Annotated in this window: 13 protein-coding genes; all 13 read right to left on the bottom strand. The window is 65.3% G+C overall.

Annotated elements, in window-relative coordinates:
- Nucleotides 1–621 (bottom strand): ubiquinone/menaquinone biosynthesis methyltransferase (locus P4L93_00105; protein ID MDR3685354.1); only part of this gene is annotated, 621 nt, incomplete at its 3' end.
- Between the two features lie 8 nt (nt 622–629).
- Nucleotides 630–2,453 carry a TIGR04190 family B12-binding domain/radical SAM domain protein gene (locus P4L93_00110; protein ID MDR3685355.1) on the bottom strand — a complete coding sequence of 608 codons (1,824 nt, stop codon included), beginning with the start codon at nt 2,451–2,453 and terminating at the stop codon, nt 630–632.
- A 207-nt stretch (nt 2,454–2,660) separates the two neighbouring features.
- Nucleotides 2,661–3,854, bottom strand: a complete 1,194-nt coding sequence (locus P4L93_00115; protein ID MDR3685356.1) for a cytochrome c3 family protein — start codon at nt 3,852–3,854, stop codon at nt 2,661–2,663.
- Nucleotides 3,855–3,931: 77 nt separating this feature from the next.
- Entirely contained in the window at nt 3,932–6,073 is a 2,142-nt protein-coding gene (locus tag P4L93_00120; protein MDR3685357.1) for an O-antigen ligase family protein, read from the bottom strand.
- A 17-nt stretch (nt 6,074–6,090) separates the two neighbouring features.
- A complete protein-coding gene (locus P4L93_00125; protein MDR3685358.1) occupies nt 6,091–7,473 on the bottom strand; it encodes a sugar transferase in 1,383 nt (460 codons plus the stop codon).
- Nucleotides 7,474–8,658 (bottom strand): glycosyltransferase, encoded by a 1,185-nt coding sequence (locus P4L93_00130; GenBank protein MDR3685359.1) that lies wholly within the window; start codon nt 8,656–8,658, stop codon nt 7,474–7,476.
- A gap of 17 nt (nt 8,659–8,675) precedes the next feature.
- A complete protein-coding gene (locus P4L93_00135; GenBank protein MDR3685360.1) occupies nt 8,676–10,064 on the bottom strand; it encodes a phosphoglucosamine mutase in 1,389 nt (462 codons plus the stop codon).
- A 90-nt stretch (nt 10,065–10,154) separates the two neighbouring features.
- Nucleotides 10,155–10,760: a glycosyltransferase gene (locus P4L93_00140; protein ID MDR3685361.1), complete on the bottom strand. Its 606-nt coding sequence runs from the start codon at nt 10,758–10,760 to the stop codon at nt 10,155–10,157.
- Nucleotides 10,760–11,893 (bottom strand): glycosyltransferase family 1 protein, encoded by a 1,134-nt coding sequence (locus tag P4L93_00145; protein MDR3685362.1) that lies wholly within the window; start codon nt 11,891–11,893, stop codon nt 10,760–10,762. Before P4L93_00145 ends, P4L93_00140 begins: the two co-directional genes overlap by 1 nt.
- The gene (locus P4L93_00150) at nt 11,894–12,739 is read right to left on the bottom strand and encodes a glycosyltransferase family 2 protein (protein ID MDR3685363.1); all 846 of its coding nucleotides are present in this window, start codon (nt 12,737–12,739) and stop codon (nt 11,894–11,896) included.
- Nucleotides 12,736–13,701: a dTDP-4-dehydrorhamnose reductase gene (gene rfbD / locus P4L93_00155; protein MDR3685364.1), complete on the bottom strand. Its 966-nt coding sequence runs from the start codon at nt 13,699–13,701 to the stop codon at nt 12,736–12,738. Before rfbD ends, P4L93_00150 begins: the two co-directional genes overlap by 4 nt.
- Nucleotides 13,685–14,707 (bottom strand): dTDP-glucose 4,6-dehydratase, encoded by a 1,023-nt coding sequence (rfbB, locus tag P4L93_00160; GenBank protein ID MDR3685365.1) that lies wholly within the window; start codon nt 14,705–14,707, stop codon nt 13,685–13,687. The genes rfbD and rfbB overlap by 17 nt, the downstream gene beginning before the upstream one ends.
- A complete protein-coding gene (locus P4L93_00165; protein MDR3685366.1) occupies nt 14,704–15,159 on the bottom strand; it encodes a dTDP-4-dehydrorhamnose 3,5-epimerase family protein in 456 nt (151 codons plus the stop codon). The genes rfbB and P4L93_00165 overlap by 4 nt, the downstream gene beginning before the upstream one ends.
- Between the last annotated feature and the right edge of the window lie 4 nt (nt 15,160–15,163).

Genomic DNA, 15,163 nt, shown 5'->3' on the forward strand with positions numbered 1-15,163 from the left:
CGTGGGGAACTGGCGGATCGAGTCGTTGAGGTAGACGAAGCCTGCCCGGTCGCCGGTGAGCACGCCGCCGATCAGCGGGATCATCTGACGCAGATAGATGTGGTAGACGCCGCGCCAAGGGGCAAACGGCGGACGCGAGAACTCGAGGATGACGTAGCGCCCTCCGGGCTTGAGCACGCGCAGTACCTCGGCGAAGTTGCGCTCCCGCTCGGGGAAGTTGCGCACGCCGAACGCCACGGTGACGACGTCGAAGCTCGCGTCCTCGAACGGCAGCTCCTGCGCGTCGGCCACCGAGAACGACACTGGGACCGCGGGCGCGTGCTCGGCCGACTTCTTCTCGGCCACGGCGAGCATCTCGGGCACGAAGTCGGTGGCGACGACCTCGGCAGGCGTGCCGGTGTTGGCCAGCGCGAACGCGACGTCACCCGTGCCCGAGGCGAGGTCGAGCACGCGTGACGCGGGTGTCATCGCCGCAGCACGCACGAGCGCTCTGCGCCACGAGCGGTCGATGCCCATGCTCGCCAACGCGTTGAAGACGTCGTACTTGTCGGCGATCTGGGAGAAGATGCCGCGCACGCGCTCTGCGGTTGGGCGGCCAGGCGCAACGTCAATCTCGGGCATGCGCGTCCTTAGGCTTTGGGTGTGACCGGCGACGCGTGGTGCTTGGTCGTCGGCGTCAACGTCTGGTCGGATGTGGCCGGCGACATCTCGCCGCGACCGTGAGCGAACAGGTTAGCGACATTCTCGCTGACGAACAAACTCGCGCAGGCCGCCACGTTCTTGAGCGTCGCGGCATGCGGCCAGTTGAGCTGCGACTTCTCGGCAACTGTCGACTCGCTCAGGCGGTCGAACTCCTTCTTCAGGCCTAGAAGCGCGGGCTCTTGCTCGGCAAGCGGGCCGGCCATGATCTTGTCGATACGCGCCATGCTCACGCGCGCCTCGTTGATGCGCTTCTCGGTACGGTCGGCTACTGAGTTGTCGAGCAGGCCGATGTCGGCCTTGACGCGGTTGATGCCGATGGCGGCGTCGTAGGTGGCCTCCACCATCTCGTCGGGGCTCATCGAGTGGCTCTCGTAGTTCATGATGTGCTTCCACGACGGAAGAAGCAGACGCTGGCGGTGCTCCTCGAGCGTCTTGGCCCGCAGCGTGTAGCCGTGAGCCTCGGGGTTCTCAAACGCGATCGAACCCGGATCGAGGAACGGCGCCATGGGGCTCGTGAAGCACAGCAGGCGCGAGTCGTTGCCCACAACCTCGTAGAGATGCCGGACGTACTCGGTGGTCTCGCGAACCGACTCGGCGGTCTGCGTGGGGATGCCCGTCATGAAGTACAGATCGAAACGGCTGCACCCGTTGCGTAGCGCGGCAACGATGGTGTCCTCGACCTCTTGCATCTTGTACATGTTCTTGCCGAAGGCAGCCCGAACATCGTCGTCGTGCGTCTCAACCGAGATCTCGACCGAGTAGTCGTTGAGATTGTGGTTGAGCAGCTCGTAGAAGTCCTCGTTCGGCGGGCGGAAGAACTCAAAGCCGATGGGGTTCTTCACGTTGATGCTGTGAAGGCCTTCGACGAACTTGCGCGTGTATTCGGGCCCGGCCTGAAGGAAGTCGTTGAGCACGAACATCGGGCCCGGGATGTACTTCTGGATGTTCTGGATGTCTCGGACAAGCAGGTCCGGGTCGCGGAAAGCGACCTTGTCGCGTCCGAACGACTCGCGAAACGCCGTGGCCGAGCCACCACACGTCACGCAGTTGTGCGTACATCCTCGGCAGGTCAGCGACGCGCACACCGGATACTGCAGCCAGTCCTTGAAGGGGACGACGCCCATCATGTCGCGATAGCGAATGACCGACTTCATGTTGAACGAGTAGTCCAGGGAGATCGAGTTCATGTCGCTGGGAACCCAGGTCAGATCGTTGACGACAACAGCGCCGCTCGCGTCTTTCCACGTGACGTTTGGGATGTCGGCGATGCCTCCGCCGCCCTTGAGCGCGGTCATCAGGCGTGTCATCGGCTCTTCGGTGGAGTCGCCGCGCACGACGTAGTCGACCGCGTCGTAGGTAATGAGCTCCTCGTGGAAGTAGCTCGCCGACAGACCACCAAAGATGACAGGCGTGTGCGGATGCAGTCGCTTCAGCACCCGCGCCACCTCGACCGAGCCGTGGGCGTGCGGGAGCCAGTGCAGGTCGATGCCGAAGGCGACTGGATTGAGTTTGGCGAGATAGGCCTCGACGTCGAAGTCGGGCTTGTTGAGCATCAGCACGGCGAGGTTGACGATGCGCACGCGGATTCCTCGGCGCTCCATGTACTCGGCCATGGTCGTGAAGCCGAGCGGATACATCTCGAAGATGGGCGTGGATGGCACCATGTCCGAGACGGGCCCGAACATGATGGAACGCTCGCGAAAGTCGTACACGCTCGGTGCGTGGAGCAGCACCAGATCGATACGCGTCATAGAACAGCCAGGCCCTTTCGGTCGTCGATGCGACCCCTGAACGGCACCACTGCCGTTCCCCCGCGCTGGTTGTCGGACCGGGCAGGTCCAAACGCGCAACGCAGAGTATAGAGTATCCGCTCGATCAGTTCGCCTTTGCGTGTGGCTTGCCCGCCATGTCGCACCTTGCTCGGATCGTCGCTTGCCGCGCGCAGGGCATCCACAGCGTTAGAGTGCAGGCGCTCCTTGCGGGAGCGTCCCTCCATTGGCGTGGCATACCGCGCAGAACGTCGGGTTGTGGCAGCCGCCGCCGGAGCCCTGCAGACAGCTTGCCGCACCGACGAGATTGACGGCGGTTGGGTGCTGCTGCTTCCAGGTCAGCTTGGGATTGATCGTGTAGTTGAGATGAGTCCCGTGGTGGCAGTTGTTGCAGAAGTCGACGCCGAGGCCGTGGCACTTGGCGCAGACCTGCGGGGTCTTGGTGCCAACCGGCCCGTGAGTCTTCACGAAGTCGGCAGGGTGCGGCATTGGGACGCCATGGCAGTCAGTACAGAAGGACTTCGAGTGGCAGCTTGAGCACAGGTTGACCGAGTCCATTGTGGGAAGGTTCACGCCAGCGTAGCGGTTACTCGGGTCTTCCGGCTTGGCGACGTCCACGGTCGCCGTCGCGTTCATCCACGGAGCCCGCTTCTCCTCGGCCAGACCCAGGGCGCCGTGGCCCTTGGGGAAGAAGCCGGGGAGTCTGTGGCTCGCAGGGATGAGCTGGAACTCGGGCGTATGGCACAAGAAGCACTCGCCGCCGGGGGCGCCCTTCGTGTTCTCTTGGGTGTGGCACCGGAAGCACGCCTTCATCTCCATGAAGTTCGCATGCTTGGTGTTCTTCTGGCCGGTCTTGGGATCTACCAGAGTGGGCGTGAAGTCTTCGTTGTGGGCAATCCGGTTATGGCAGATCGTGCACTGGACGTTGTTCTGAGCGTGGATGTCGTGGTTGATTTTGAGACCCGGATCGGGCGTGATGTTGCGCTTGTCAGGGTTGTGACACTGCGTGCACTGCGTCGACTTCATGGTCAGAGCGACTTCGCTGTCCTTGTTGAGAGGAAGCTCGTAGTTGTTCGTGACCGTCTGAGCCAGCTCGCCGAGTGCTTCGGCCTTGTGCAGCAGGAAGATCACCGGGTTCGCATCGACCGGCATATGGCACGCCATGCAGCTGATCTCTGAGTGGCTCGAGTGCTGGTACGCCTTGATCGTGTCGTCTTGGACCTTGTGACAGCTCTCAGCGCAGAACCAGCGGCTCGACGTTATTCCCAGGACCGGGATCATTACGGTGATGATGACGACGACCGCAACGAGCGTCCACACGATCCAGCGCGGTCGACGCACTGGGTCGAGAAAGCCGCTGATTGAGATCCTGGCCCGGGCCATTAACAGTCCTTCAGTCGTGGTTCGCTACAGCATACCAATGCACGGCCAGATGTGCGCGCGTGCCGATTCGACTCCAACTACGGCGTCGTCGCCGTCGAACTCGACTCGAACTGCTTGAGCATCGGCGCCACTGTCGTGTCGCCCGGGGCCGTCCCCAGCAACACCTTCAGGGTGGCGATGGCATCGGCGGGCCGACCCATGTCCTTGTACTGCTGCGCGAGAGTCTCGCCGGCTTCCACGTAGGCCTGGTCCATGCTCCACGCGTATTGGAGCTGCTTGAGGGCCTCGGCGTTCTTTCCGGTGCCGATCAACGCGCGGGCGTACTGAACGCGAATCGCCGGACCGTACGGCTCGACGGCAATGCCCCGCTGCGACCAATAGATCGCATCTGCAAAGTACTGCGGGTTCAGGGCGCTTCCTCCAATGTTGTACAGGCTCGAGATGAATACGTAGTTGTCGTACTCATCGGGAACCATCGCGATCGTGGCCTTGAGCGCCGTTGCCGCGGCATTGAACTTCTCCACGGCCTGTGCGGAGTACTGCGTGGAGTCCTGGCCTGCCTGCTTGGCCTGGTACGCAGAGTTGATCAGATCGACGAACTCGTTGCGGTACGACATTCCGATCTCGGCGCTGTACATGTCGTTCCACGGGTTGAGCTGAGCCGCTTTGATCGCGGCCTGAGTCGCTGCTGAGCCGCTCAGAACGGCGTTTGCCTGCAGGTACTGCCAGTCGGCGGCCATGAAGACGAACTGGTAGCCGATACCCACGAGCGCCAAGACGATGCCGGCCGACGCTGCGGCGATGCCCCAGTCGGGAGCCGTGAACTCGACGAACGTGGCTGTCGGGGCCAGAACGACGCCGATGCACACCCAGAGCAGGAACGTGTTGCCCGTGACGGACAGACCGAACATCAGCTGCGTGAGGTAGGCAGCTGCGGCGACCCAGAAGCCGCCGATGAGCAGGCGGTTTCTGTCGTCGGACTCGCCGAACACGAGCTTGAACGACCTCACTGCCGCCCAGGCGAAGATCGAGTACATCAGCAGCACGCCGACGACGCCGATGCCCGTGGCGAGCTGCAGGGGGTAGTCGTGCACGTTGTCGGCGACCGACAGGTAGCCGGCGTCGCGCGTGTACTCGATCGGCTTGTACCTGGGGAACACGAGACGGAACGTATCGGCGCCGTAGCCCACGATGAAGCGCCATGGCGAGGCGGTGATCGCTCTGATCGCGGCGGTCCAGATCTCTGTTCGCGTCAGACCCGAGCCCTCGCCCGTCTTAAAGATCGAGGAAAAACGCGCGCCGAAGTTCATGACTTCATTGGTGTTGGACATGCTCTTGAAGATCTTGTAGCCGCCATAGGCCGCGGTCACACCCACGGGCACCAGGTCGACCGGCCCAAGCTTGGTGTGGTGACGCCAGGCCACTATGCCCATCAGGATGATGCCGACGGCGCCGCCGATCCATGCGCCTCTTGTGAAGGAGACAATCCATACAATTGCGTTGATGCCGAAGCCCGCCCAGTAGATCAGCCGGACCCACATGTTGTCCTCTTCGGCCAGTGCAAGCGCAAGGGCGATTGGCAGCGAAAACATCAAAAAGCCGCCGAGCAGGTCGGGGTTTCCGTAGGTCGAGAACGGTCGGAACTGCTCGAACGGCAGCGAGTGCCAGTCGATGGGGTCTCGGCCGATGGACTGCAGCAGCCCATAGCCGGCGACGATGAAGCTGGACCAGAACAGCGTCTCGGCCAGTGTGCGAACTCGCGACGGCCTGTCGGCGAATTGAAGCACGAGGAAGTAGATCACCGCGTAGTTGATGAACGACAGCAGGCCCTCAAAGCGGCGGTACTTGCCGAAGAACGCGGTCGCCGGGCTGATCGAGAAGAACATCGAAAGCGCGACCCAGCCGAGAAACACCAAGATGAGCCAGTCGACTGGCGTGCGCCGGATCTTGCCGCCGCGCTTCAAGATGTCCCAGCCCCACGCCGAGAGCGCAATAAGACCCAGCACGCGCTGGAAGAAGACCTTGGTGATGTCGAACTGGTCGTAGCTGATGGGCAGGTGGAATCCCAGGAACGTCCAGTTGCTCATGGCGATTGGGACGATGAAGACCATCGCCAGCAGCGACCACCATGAGATCTTCTGGGCGACCGTCATCACGTCTCCGCTGCCAGCCATGGCGGCCCGCACGCTCGCGGTGTTCTTCTTTGCGGCTTTCGCCATCGAGCTACTCCTCTGGGTTAACGCGCGCCTCGGCCTGTGAGGACCACACGCAGGGTCTCGGCCATGATCTGGAGGTCCATGGCCAAGTTCTGATGATACATGTAGATGAGGTCGTACTTGAGCTTGCGATCGGGCGTCGTTGCGTAGCCACCGCTGACCTGCGCAAGCCCGGTCACTCCCGGCTTGACGTTGAAGCGCTCCCGGTACCCGGGAATGTCCTTGCAGAACTCGTTGACGAACACTGGTCGTTCGGGCCGGGGCCCGATGAAACTCATGTCACCGCGGATGATGTTGAAGAGCTGTGGCAGTTCGTCGATGCGCGTCTTGCGAAGGACGCGGCCCACGCGCGTGATGCGAGGGTCGTCTTCCTCTGCAAGGACCGCGCCCGAAAGCTTCTCTGCATCTTTGACCATCGTTCGCAGCTTGTAGACCGGGAACGGCTTGAGGTGCTTGCCACTGCGCTCCTGCGAGTAGATGAACGGGAACCCGTCGGTGGCCACGATTCCGATGACTGCGACCAGCAGGATCGGGCTCGCGATCACGAACAGCACGACCGAGCCGAGCAGGTCGAGCCCGCGCTTGGCGGCCGCGTAGTAGCGCGGCACCGTCGAGCGCGTGATCTCCATGAGCGGCACGTCACCGACGATAGCATCCACTGTGCCGATGAAGATCTCGTAGAGTTCCGGCACAACATCTACACGAACGCGGACCTCATCGGCGAGCACGAGGCTCTCCACCAGCTCGCGCAGGGCGATGGGGCTTACGACGATGACGCGGTTGGCGCGGGTCTCGGCGGCGATCCTGGCGACGTCGCGGGCGCAGCCCAAGACGCGGTGCGCGCCCAGGTCGTGCGGCGCGATGGCACAGGCCTCCAGACCCGGCTCGATCAGCCCGGTCATCTTCCAGCCCCACTTGCCGCGCAGCGCGACCTCATCGGCGAGTTCGACGCTGGTGTCGTTGGTGCCCACGATCAAAACGCGCTGCTCGGGCCACTTGATGCTCCCGAAACGCAGGAAGCCTAGGCGCCAACCTGCCAGCAGTGCGAACTCGATCGGCCACGCGAGTACGACGACGCGGCGCGCAAACGCAGCTGTGCGCGGGCCGCCCAAGAATGCGACGGCTGCCAACAGCAGCGTGCCGACGGTCGCAGCAGCAAAGACGCCGCGCGCTACGAGCCAAGCCGTATCGGCACGCTCGGGATCGTAGAGACCGTAGGTCCACGCTCCGCCGAGATAGAAGATTGTGACGATTGGCGAAAGCGCGAGGTAGACGGGGAAGTTCTGGACTTGGTCGGGCGGGATGTGCCCGCCAAATCCGATGATGAACGCCAGCACGAATCCGATATTGACGATGATGGCATCCAAGAAGATCGACAGCGCGATGAAGCGGTTGCGCGACATCTACGACCTCCCCCGCTTGGCGGCGTGCACGTCGATGGCCTCGGCGTAGACGTCGAGCATCTGCTCGACCATGCGCGGAATGGTGAAGGTCGTCAGCGCGCGCTCTCGAGCCTGCGCGCCGAGGCGCGCGCGAAGCTCGTCATCGGCCAGAAGTCGGTTGAGCGCCTCGGCGAGCGCTGCGACGTCGCCTACGGGCACCATGATGCCGGTGACGCCGTCGAGGTTGGCGTAGGGAACGCTCGTGGGCAGGTTGGTGGAGACGGCTGGCGTGCCCGCGGCGTGCGCCTCGATCTGCACGAGGCCGAACGCCTCGCTGTTGGCCACGCTGGGCAGCGCAAAGACGTCGGCGGCGTGATAGTAGGCGTGAAGCTCGTCGTCTCCGGTCGGCGCGACCCACGTGGTGCGGCTGGCAACACCGTTGGCTGCCGCAATCTCGCGCAGCTCACTCTCGAGCGGGCCTCGGCCGACGAAGATGACGTCGGCGTCCACGTTGGCCATCGCGCGAACCAGCACGTCGGCGCCCTTGTAGTAGACCAGCCGGCCCACGAACAGCACGATCTTGCGCCCGGCGTGCTCGGCGCGAATCTTCTCGGCGCGAGCCAGAACGGACGCGGACGGCTCGGCGATGTCGTCGACGTGCAGGCCGTAGTCGACGATGCGCACCTTGTTTGCGCGGGTGGACAGGAACGGCGAGCCGTCGCGCAGGTTGGGACTCGAGGTGGTGATGACGTCGGCGCGGTCCAGCGCGGCCTCAAGGAACGGCCGGTAAGCGGCGAGCATCCGCTTCTGACGCACGATGTCGCTGTGATAGCTCAGCACCATCGGGATGTCCGGGTGGGCTTGCAACCACGAGAGCTCGCCCCACGGATACGGGAAGTGCAGATTGATGATGTCGGGCGGCGATGGTCGGTTGGCCTCGGCGCGCAACGCGCCGGGCATTGAGAGCGCGATCGGCGCGCTGGACAGCGCGAACTGCCGAGACAACCGGACGACCTCGACCCCTTCGATGTTGTCCTCAACCCGCTCGCGGCCCTCGTTGCACACGATCGCGCGCACCGAAGCGCCCGTCTGCGCGACGAGACCCTCGGAGAGATTGCGCACGACGGTCTCAACTCCACCGAGGTGCGGCGGCCAGTAGTACTTGTTGACCATCGTGACGCGCATCGGGCGATCGGGCAGCGGCATGCGGGTGAGCTTCTCCTCTAGCCTTGAACCAAGGCGCGGCCTGCAGCAAGCAGGTCGTCGACCACACCGGCACTGGGGGCCTCGGCGTAGACACGCACGAGCGGCTCGGTGCCCGAGGGGCGAAGCAGCAGCCACGCGTCGTCGGCGAGCAGGAACTTCACGCCGTCCGCACGCACGATATCGAGCACGGGGACGCCGGCGATGTCGCCGGGATCGAGCGAGGCCGCGCGATCGAGGAACGCCTGCTTCACCTCGGGCGTGATCTTCAGGTCGACGCGGTTGTACTCCATGGGCCCGGTAATCGCGAGCATGTCGTCGACCAGCTCGCCCAACCCCTTGCCATGCTGCGCCATCATCTCGGTAAGCATGAGCGCCATCAGCAGACCGTCGCGCTCGCGCACGTGATCCGGGATGCCGATGCCACCGCTCTCCTCACCGCCGACGAGCACGTCACCCTTGACCATCTCGTTGTAGATCCACTTAAAGCCGATGGGCGTGGTCGTGACCTCAAGGCCGAGCGTGCGGGCGAGGCGGTCGACCAGCACCGACGTGGAGAGCGTCTTGACCACGCGGCCGGTCTTGCCCTTGTCCTGCACCAGATGGGCGGCCATCAGGCCGATGATCCGGTGCGGCGAGACGAAGTTGCCGGCGCGGTCGATCGCGCCGATCCGGTCGGCATCGCCGTCGGTCACGAAGCCGGCGTCGCGCGACTCGGCGCGCACCGCCTCGACCGCGGTGGCGATCCAAGGCGGAATGGGCTCCGGGTGCAGACCGCCGAAGCCCGGGTTGCGCTCGCCGTGGATCTCCACGACGTCGACGCCGAGGCTGCGAAGCGTCTCGGCAAGGTAGGTCTGGCCCGCGCCGTACAGCGGGTCGACGACCACGCGCAGGTTGGCCGCGCGGATCGCATCGGCGTCGACCAGTGACGCGAGGTCGGTCAGGTACGGCCCGACCATGTCGACGGTCTCGAAGGTACCACGCGCGGTGGGTGGCTCGGCCTGCAGTTGCGCCTCGACGCGATCGGTGAACTCGACCGGGGAGGCGCCGCCGTCGGCCATCCGCAGCTTGAAGCCGAGGTACTCGCTCGGGTTGTGGCTCGCAGTGAGCATCACGCCACCAACGGCGTCGTCGGCCTGCTTGACCGACCAGCACAGCGTGGGCGTGGGCAGGTAGGCATCGGAGACGCGCACCTTCAGTCCGTGCGACGCTAGGACCTCGGCGGCTGCGGCGGCGAAGCTACCGGCCTCAAAGCGCGTGTCGAAGCCGACCAGCACGGTGCCGCCGGGGTTATCGGCGGAGAAGACGCGGCCTGCGGCATCTGCCACTCGACGCAGGTTGTCGTACGTGTAGTCGGCGCCGATAACGGCACGCCATCCGTCGGTCCCGAACCGGATGTCTGCACTCATGCGACGAACTCCTTCATCCGCGTAAAAACGTCGCGTCATTTTGGCGCATGAACGCCCTGCCGACCAGCCCACCGGCCAAGGAGAGGTCGCTCACCCGCCCTCGCCTCGGCGCGCCATGAACTCCCGATAGACGGCGAGATGGCGCTCTACGCTCGCGGTTGGGTCGTCCGAGGGCGGGTCCAGCACGATGCGCTCGACCGCCACGCCCGCCGCCTGCACCTCGCCGACAAGGTCTTCCGACGGCACGAAGACAGCGTTGGTGCGCGCAATCGCGGTCTCGTCGAAACGCCGCATCAGCGAGTCAAGAGGGCGACGACGACGTGTCGCCTGCGCCTCGGCCACGGTCAGCGTCGTGGCGATCGCGACGCTGGGCAGCGGGCGCACGGCCCAGCGAAGGAGCAGGTCGGCCTCGGTACCTGTCGAGTGGGCAACCACCGGGTCGTAGCGCAGCAGGTACTTGCGCAGACGCGAGCGGGAGCGCACCACGTTCCAGCGGTCGAGGATGTAGGGGGCCACCGTCACGCCCAAGGAGCGGGCGTGCGGCGCAAGGGGACTGTCCGAGATGCAGATGAATTGCACCGAGGCTCCCAGCCGCACCAGCTGCGCCATGACCGCCAGCCAGGTCTCCTCCACCCCGCCGTTAGAGTGAGAGGTGTTGGTCGAGATGAAGACGAACGTCGAGCGCTCCCAGGCCATCACAGCTCTTCGTCCACCTCGGCGCTGGGTGGTGCCGCCTGCCCGCCGAGAACCTCGCGGTAGACCGCGACAGTCTCCTCGGCGGTGTGCGCCCAGCTGAAGAGCCGTGCGCGCTCAACGCCGGCGTGCGCCAGATCGTCGCGCAGCTCGGGGTCGGTGAGCACGCTCTCGATCGCGCCGGCGAGCGCGGCCGAGTCGCCCGGCGGGAACAGCAGCGCGGCATCGCCGACGACCTCGGGCAGCGACGTGGCGTCGGCGACGATGCAGGGAGCGCCGAACGACATCGCCTCGAGCGGCGGAAGGCCGAAGCCCTCGTAGCGCGACGGGAACACGAACGTCTGCGCGCCGGCGAAAAGCGTGCGCAGCTGCGGGTCCTCGACATGTCCGGTGAAGACGACGCGCTCGCGGATGGCCGCGGGCACGCCGAGCATCTGCCCGTCGAGGTACGGGTAATCATCGGCGCCCACCAGCAAGAGACGGAGCTCGGGGCGGGCGACCGCGATGCGTGCGAATGCGTCGAGCAGCGTGGGCAGATCCTTGTGCTTGCGAGTCGAGCCCATCGAAAGCAGGTACGGCCAGTCGGCGACCTCGGCCAACGCCGGATCGAGCAGGCCCATCGGACCGGCCGCAAACTCATCGGATGCCTCAGGAGTGACGCGCGTCTTGTCGGCAGCCGTCGGGAACAGCGCCGTGACATCGGCAGCGGTCGAGAGCGAGGGCACGATCACCCGGTCGGCGATCTTGGCGGCTCGGCGGTTCCAGTAGCGGTACGCGAGGCGCTTGGGCAGCGAAGGCATGATACCGGGGACGAGCAGTGGCATCAGGTCGTGTATGGTCACGACGAGTGGGTGGCTCGGCGGCATCGGCGTGGGAAAGTGCGTGCAGTGCAACACGTCGGCGTTGACGGTGGTGGCGATGCGCGACAGTTCGCGTGCGCCAGCGATTGAGAACGGATGCTTGCTCGCGAAGATGCAGCGCGCGCCTTGGTGCGGCGCGACGGGCGGGCGCTCCCCGGCTGCTCCAACCTGCACGAGCTCGATGTCGTCGCGCGCGCCCAGGGCGCGGGCCAGCCCGACCGTGTAGCGGCCGATGCCCGTCCATGACGCCATGCGGCAGTCCAGCAAGACGCGCATCTATCCAGCGCCTCCAAATACCTTGCGAACGCTCAGCCCAACACTCGCAAACGCCTTCAGACCCCACAGGCCGTACAGGTCGCAGTAGCGGTAGAACGAGTCACGATACGCTGCGGCTGCTCGTCCCTGCGGCGCTCCCGAGCCGCCCAAGTGGTGCGTCACCCGCGCGGCGGGCTCGAGCAGAACCTCCCAGGCGTGGTCTCGCATTCGGTGACACCACTCGGTGTCCTCGTAGTAGAGAAAGAAGCGCTCGTCCATCTTCCCGGCGTCCTCGATGGCCGATCGGCGCACCAGCATGGCGGCGCCGGTCACCCAGTCGACGGGCGTGGTCGCTGCGGGAAGTCGGGGCGAGTGGGTGGAGTTGCCCGATAGGTTCTCGGCGAGGCGTTGGAAGCGCAGGGCGATTGTCGTGGCCAGCGTCGGGAAGCGGCCGAAAGAGTTGGCCTGCGCGCTGCCGTCGGGGTTTAAGATTGCGGGCCCGATCGCGCCGGCCTTGAGGTGAGCTTCAGCGCTTGCGAGCAGCGCTTCGAGCGCGCCGGGTTCGAGCCGGGCGTCGGGGTTGAGCAGCAGCACGAACGGGGAGCGTGTCGCCTCGATGCCGCGGTTGTTGCTCGCCGAGAAGCCTCGGTTGGGAACGGCGACGAAGTGCACGCCCTGCGCCTGAGAAGCCTCGCGCTGGACGCTGCCGTCGCTGCTCTCGGCGTCCATCACCCAGACGTTGGCGGCGCCTGCCTGCTCGGCTGCCGATCTCACCGCATCGCCGAGCAGCTCGCCCGCGTTGTGGGCGACGATGACGACCTCGACGCGCGGAGGCGTGGCAGCCGCTGTTTCGCCGCCAGCGCTCACGCCGCGGGCCCGTCCAGCTCGACGAGGAACCGCGCGAGCGAGTCGTGCCAGTCCGGCATCGAGACGCCCAAGGCGGAGGCCTTGGTGCAGTCCAGCACCGAGTTCATCGGGCGCGCAGCGACCGTGGGAAACTCGTCGCTCGTGACCGGCTCGATCTGCGTGTCGAGTCCGGCGATGCGTAGGATTTCGGTGGCCATCTCGAAACGCGAGCACGAGCCCGAGCCAGCAAGGTGGAAGATCCCACTGGCACCGGCATCGACGAGGCCCAGAATGCCTTGCGCCAAGTCGATGGTGTAGGTGGGAGAGCCGACCTCGTCGGTCACGACCTTGAGTTCGGGGCGCGTGCGAGCCGCCTCGAGGATCTTGACCGGGAAGTTGGCGCCGGCGGGTCCGAAGACCCAGGCGGTTCGCACGATCAGCGCATCGGGGTTCTCGGCAGCGACCGAGTCCTCGCCCGCGAGCTTGGTCTCGCCGTAGACGGAAAGTGGATGCGGCTCGTCGTCCTCGGCGTAGGCGCCCTCTTTGAGGCCGTCGAAGACGAAGTCGGTCGATACGTGCACGAACCCGAGGCCCGCCTCGTGAGCCGCGCGCGCTAGGTTGACCGCGCCGCGCTCGTTGACGAGCAAAGCCAGCTCGGGTTCTTCCTCGGCACGCTCGACGTTGGTGTAAGCAGCGGCGTTGACGATCACGCCGGTCTCGCCATCGCGAAGCGACTTGGCAAAGCCGATGACAACGCTCTTCACGGCAGCCATGTCGGTGATGTCGAACTCGCCCTCGGCGGGAGCGACGAAGCGGACGGCGCGCTCGCGCAGCACGCGCTGGAGCGCGGTGCCGAGCATCCCGCTGGCGCCTGCGATCAGGTAGGCGCGCGAGAACTTCTTGGGAGACTGCTTGGGCTGCTGCCCCTTGGATTGCTGCTGGGAGGCGGAAGAGCGCCTCCCCCGCCTACGCCCGGTCGTCATACCAACGCTTCTGCCAGTCGGCGAACTCGTCGGTGTGGTGCTTGATCTTGCTCCACCACGACGAGTTGTCGCGGTACCAGCGAATCGTCTCGCGAAGCCCGTCCGCGAACTCGACCTGCGGCTTCCATCCCAGCTTCTCGCCTGCCTTGGCGCATGAGATCGAGTAGCGGCGGTCGTGACCGGGACGGTCGGTGACCTGCTCGACGCTCGCATCCCAATCGAGCCCGAGCTCGTCGAGGATGATCGTGGTGATCTCGCGGTTGGTGCGCTCGTTGCCACCGCCGATGTTGTAGACCTCGCCGGGCTCGCCAGCGGTGAGGGCCGCTGCGATGCCGTCGGCATGATCGTTGACGTGCAGCCAGTCTCGGACGTTCAGACCGTCGCCGTAGAGCGGCAGCTTGCCGCCCTCCAGCGCGTTGGTCACGAACAGCGGGATGAGCTTCTCGGGATACTGGTACGGCCCGTAGGTGTTGCTTCCGCGCGTGATGAGCGCCGGCGCACCGAACGTCGTGTAATACGCGAGCACCTGCAGGTCCCCGCCGGCCTTGCTCGCCGAGTACGGGCTCGACGGGTGGATGCGATCGGTCTCGCAGAAGCTGCCGGAGTCGATGGAGCCGTAGACCTCGTCGGTCGAGACCTGCACCATCTTGGCGATGTCGCGCTCGCGCACGACCTCGAGCAGCGTATGCGTGCCCAGGATGTCGGTGTGCAGGAACGCCTCTGGCTCGGCGATCGAGCGGTCCACGTGCGTCTCGGCGGCGAAGTTCACGATCGCGTCGATGCCGCCAGCCGCATCGATAGCTGCGTCAACTGCCGCTCGGTCGCCGATGTCGGCGCGCACGAAGCTGTAGCGGGGGTCCTCGGCGACGGGGAGCAGGTTGTCGAGATTGCCGGCATACGTGAGCTTGTCCAGGCAGACGATCTCCCAGTCGGCGTGTTGGTCGAGCATACGGCGAACGAAGGCGCTGCCGATGAACCCGGCACCGCCGCAGACGAGCAGCCTCATCCGTTCTTCACGCTCCAGTCGTAGCCGATGGAAGCGTCGTCGAAGGGCAGACGGTGCTCGTCGGGGTCCTCGTAGTTGTAGAGCTCGGTGGGGATGTTGATGATCGAGGCCGGCTCGTTGCCTGCGGGCGTGAACCCGTGGTAGACGCCCGGCGGGATGATCACCATACGCTGGCGCTGATAGCCGATCACAAACTCGTTGGTCTCGCCCTTGGTGGGGGAGCCTTCGCGCGTGTCGTGCAGCACGACCTTGGCCATGCCGCCCACGCACACGAAGTGGTCTGTCTGCAGCTTGTGGTAGTGCCACGCTTTGACCACGCCCGGGTAGACCATCGTCAGGTAGACCTGGCCGAAGTTCCGGAAGTCGGGATCGTCGCTGCGAAACATCTCCATGAGAGAGCCGCGCTCGTCGGGCATTACCTTGAGGTCTTTGACCTTCACGCCATCGATCATTGGT

Source organism: Coriobacteriia bacterium (assembly GCA_031292615.1).
Lineage (GTDB): Bacteria > Actinomycetota > Coriobacteriia > Anaerosomatales > JAAXUF01 > JARLGT01.

Coding starts and splice junctions, on each gene's coding strand:
- P4L93_00125 (MDR3685358.1), bottom strand. CDS start 7,473: ATGTCGCGCAACCGCTTCATCGCGCTGTCGATCTTCTTGGATGCCATC.
- P4L93_00135 (MDR3685360.1), bottom strand. CDS start 10,064: ATGAGTGCAGACATCCGGTTCGGGACCGACGGATGGCGTGCCGTTATC.
- P4L93_00140 (MDR3685361.1), bottom strand. CDS start 10,760: ATGGCCTGGGAGCGCTCGACGTTCGTCTTCATCTCGACCAACACCTCT.
- P4L93_00145 (MDR3685362.1), bottom strand. CDS start 11,893: ATGCGCGTCTTGCTGGACTGCCGCATGGCGTCATGGACGGGCATCGGC.
- P4L93_00130 (MDR3685359.1), bottom strand. CDS start 8,658: ATGCCGCTGCCCGATCGCCCGATGCGCGTCACGATGGTCAACAAGTAC.
- P4L93_00120 (MDR3685357.1), bottom strand. CDS start 6,073: ATGGCGAAAGCCGCAAAGAAGAACACCGCGAGCGTGCGGGCCGCCATG.
- rfbB (MDR3685365.1), bottom strand. CDS start 14,707: ATGAGGCTGCTCGTCTGCGGCGGTGCCGGGTTCATCGGCAGCGCCTTC.
- P4L93_00110 (MDR3685355.1), bottom strand. CDS start 2,453: ATGACGCGTATCGATCTGGTGCTGCTCCACGCACCGAGCGTGTACGAC.
- P4L93_00115 (MDR3685356.1), bottom strand. CDS start 3,854: ATGGCCCGGGCCAGGATCTCAATCAGCGGCTTTCTCGACCCAGTGCGT.
- P4L93_00165 (MDR3685366.1), bottom strand. CDS start 15,159: ATGATCGATGGCGTGAAGGTCAAAGACCTCAAGGTAATGCCCGACGAG.
- rfbD (MDR3685364.1), bottom strand. CDS start 13,701: ATGACGACCGGGCGTAGGCGGGGGAGGCGCTCTTCCGCCTCCCAGCAG.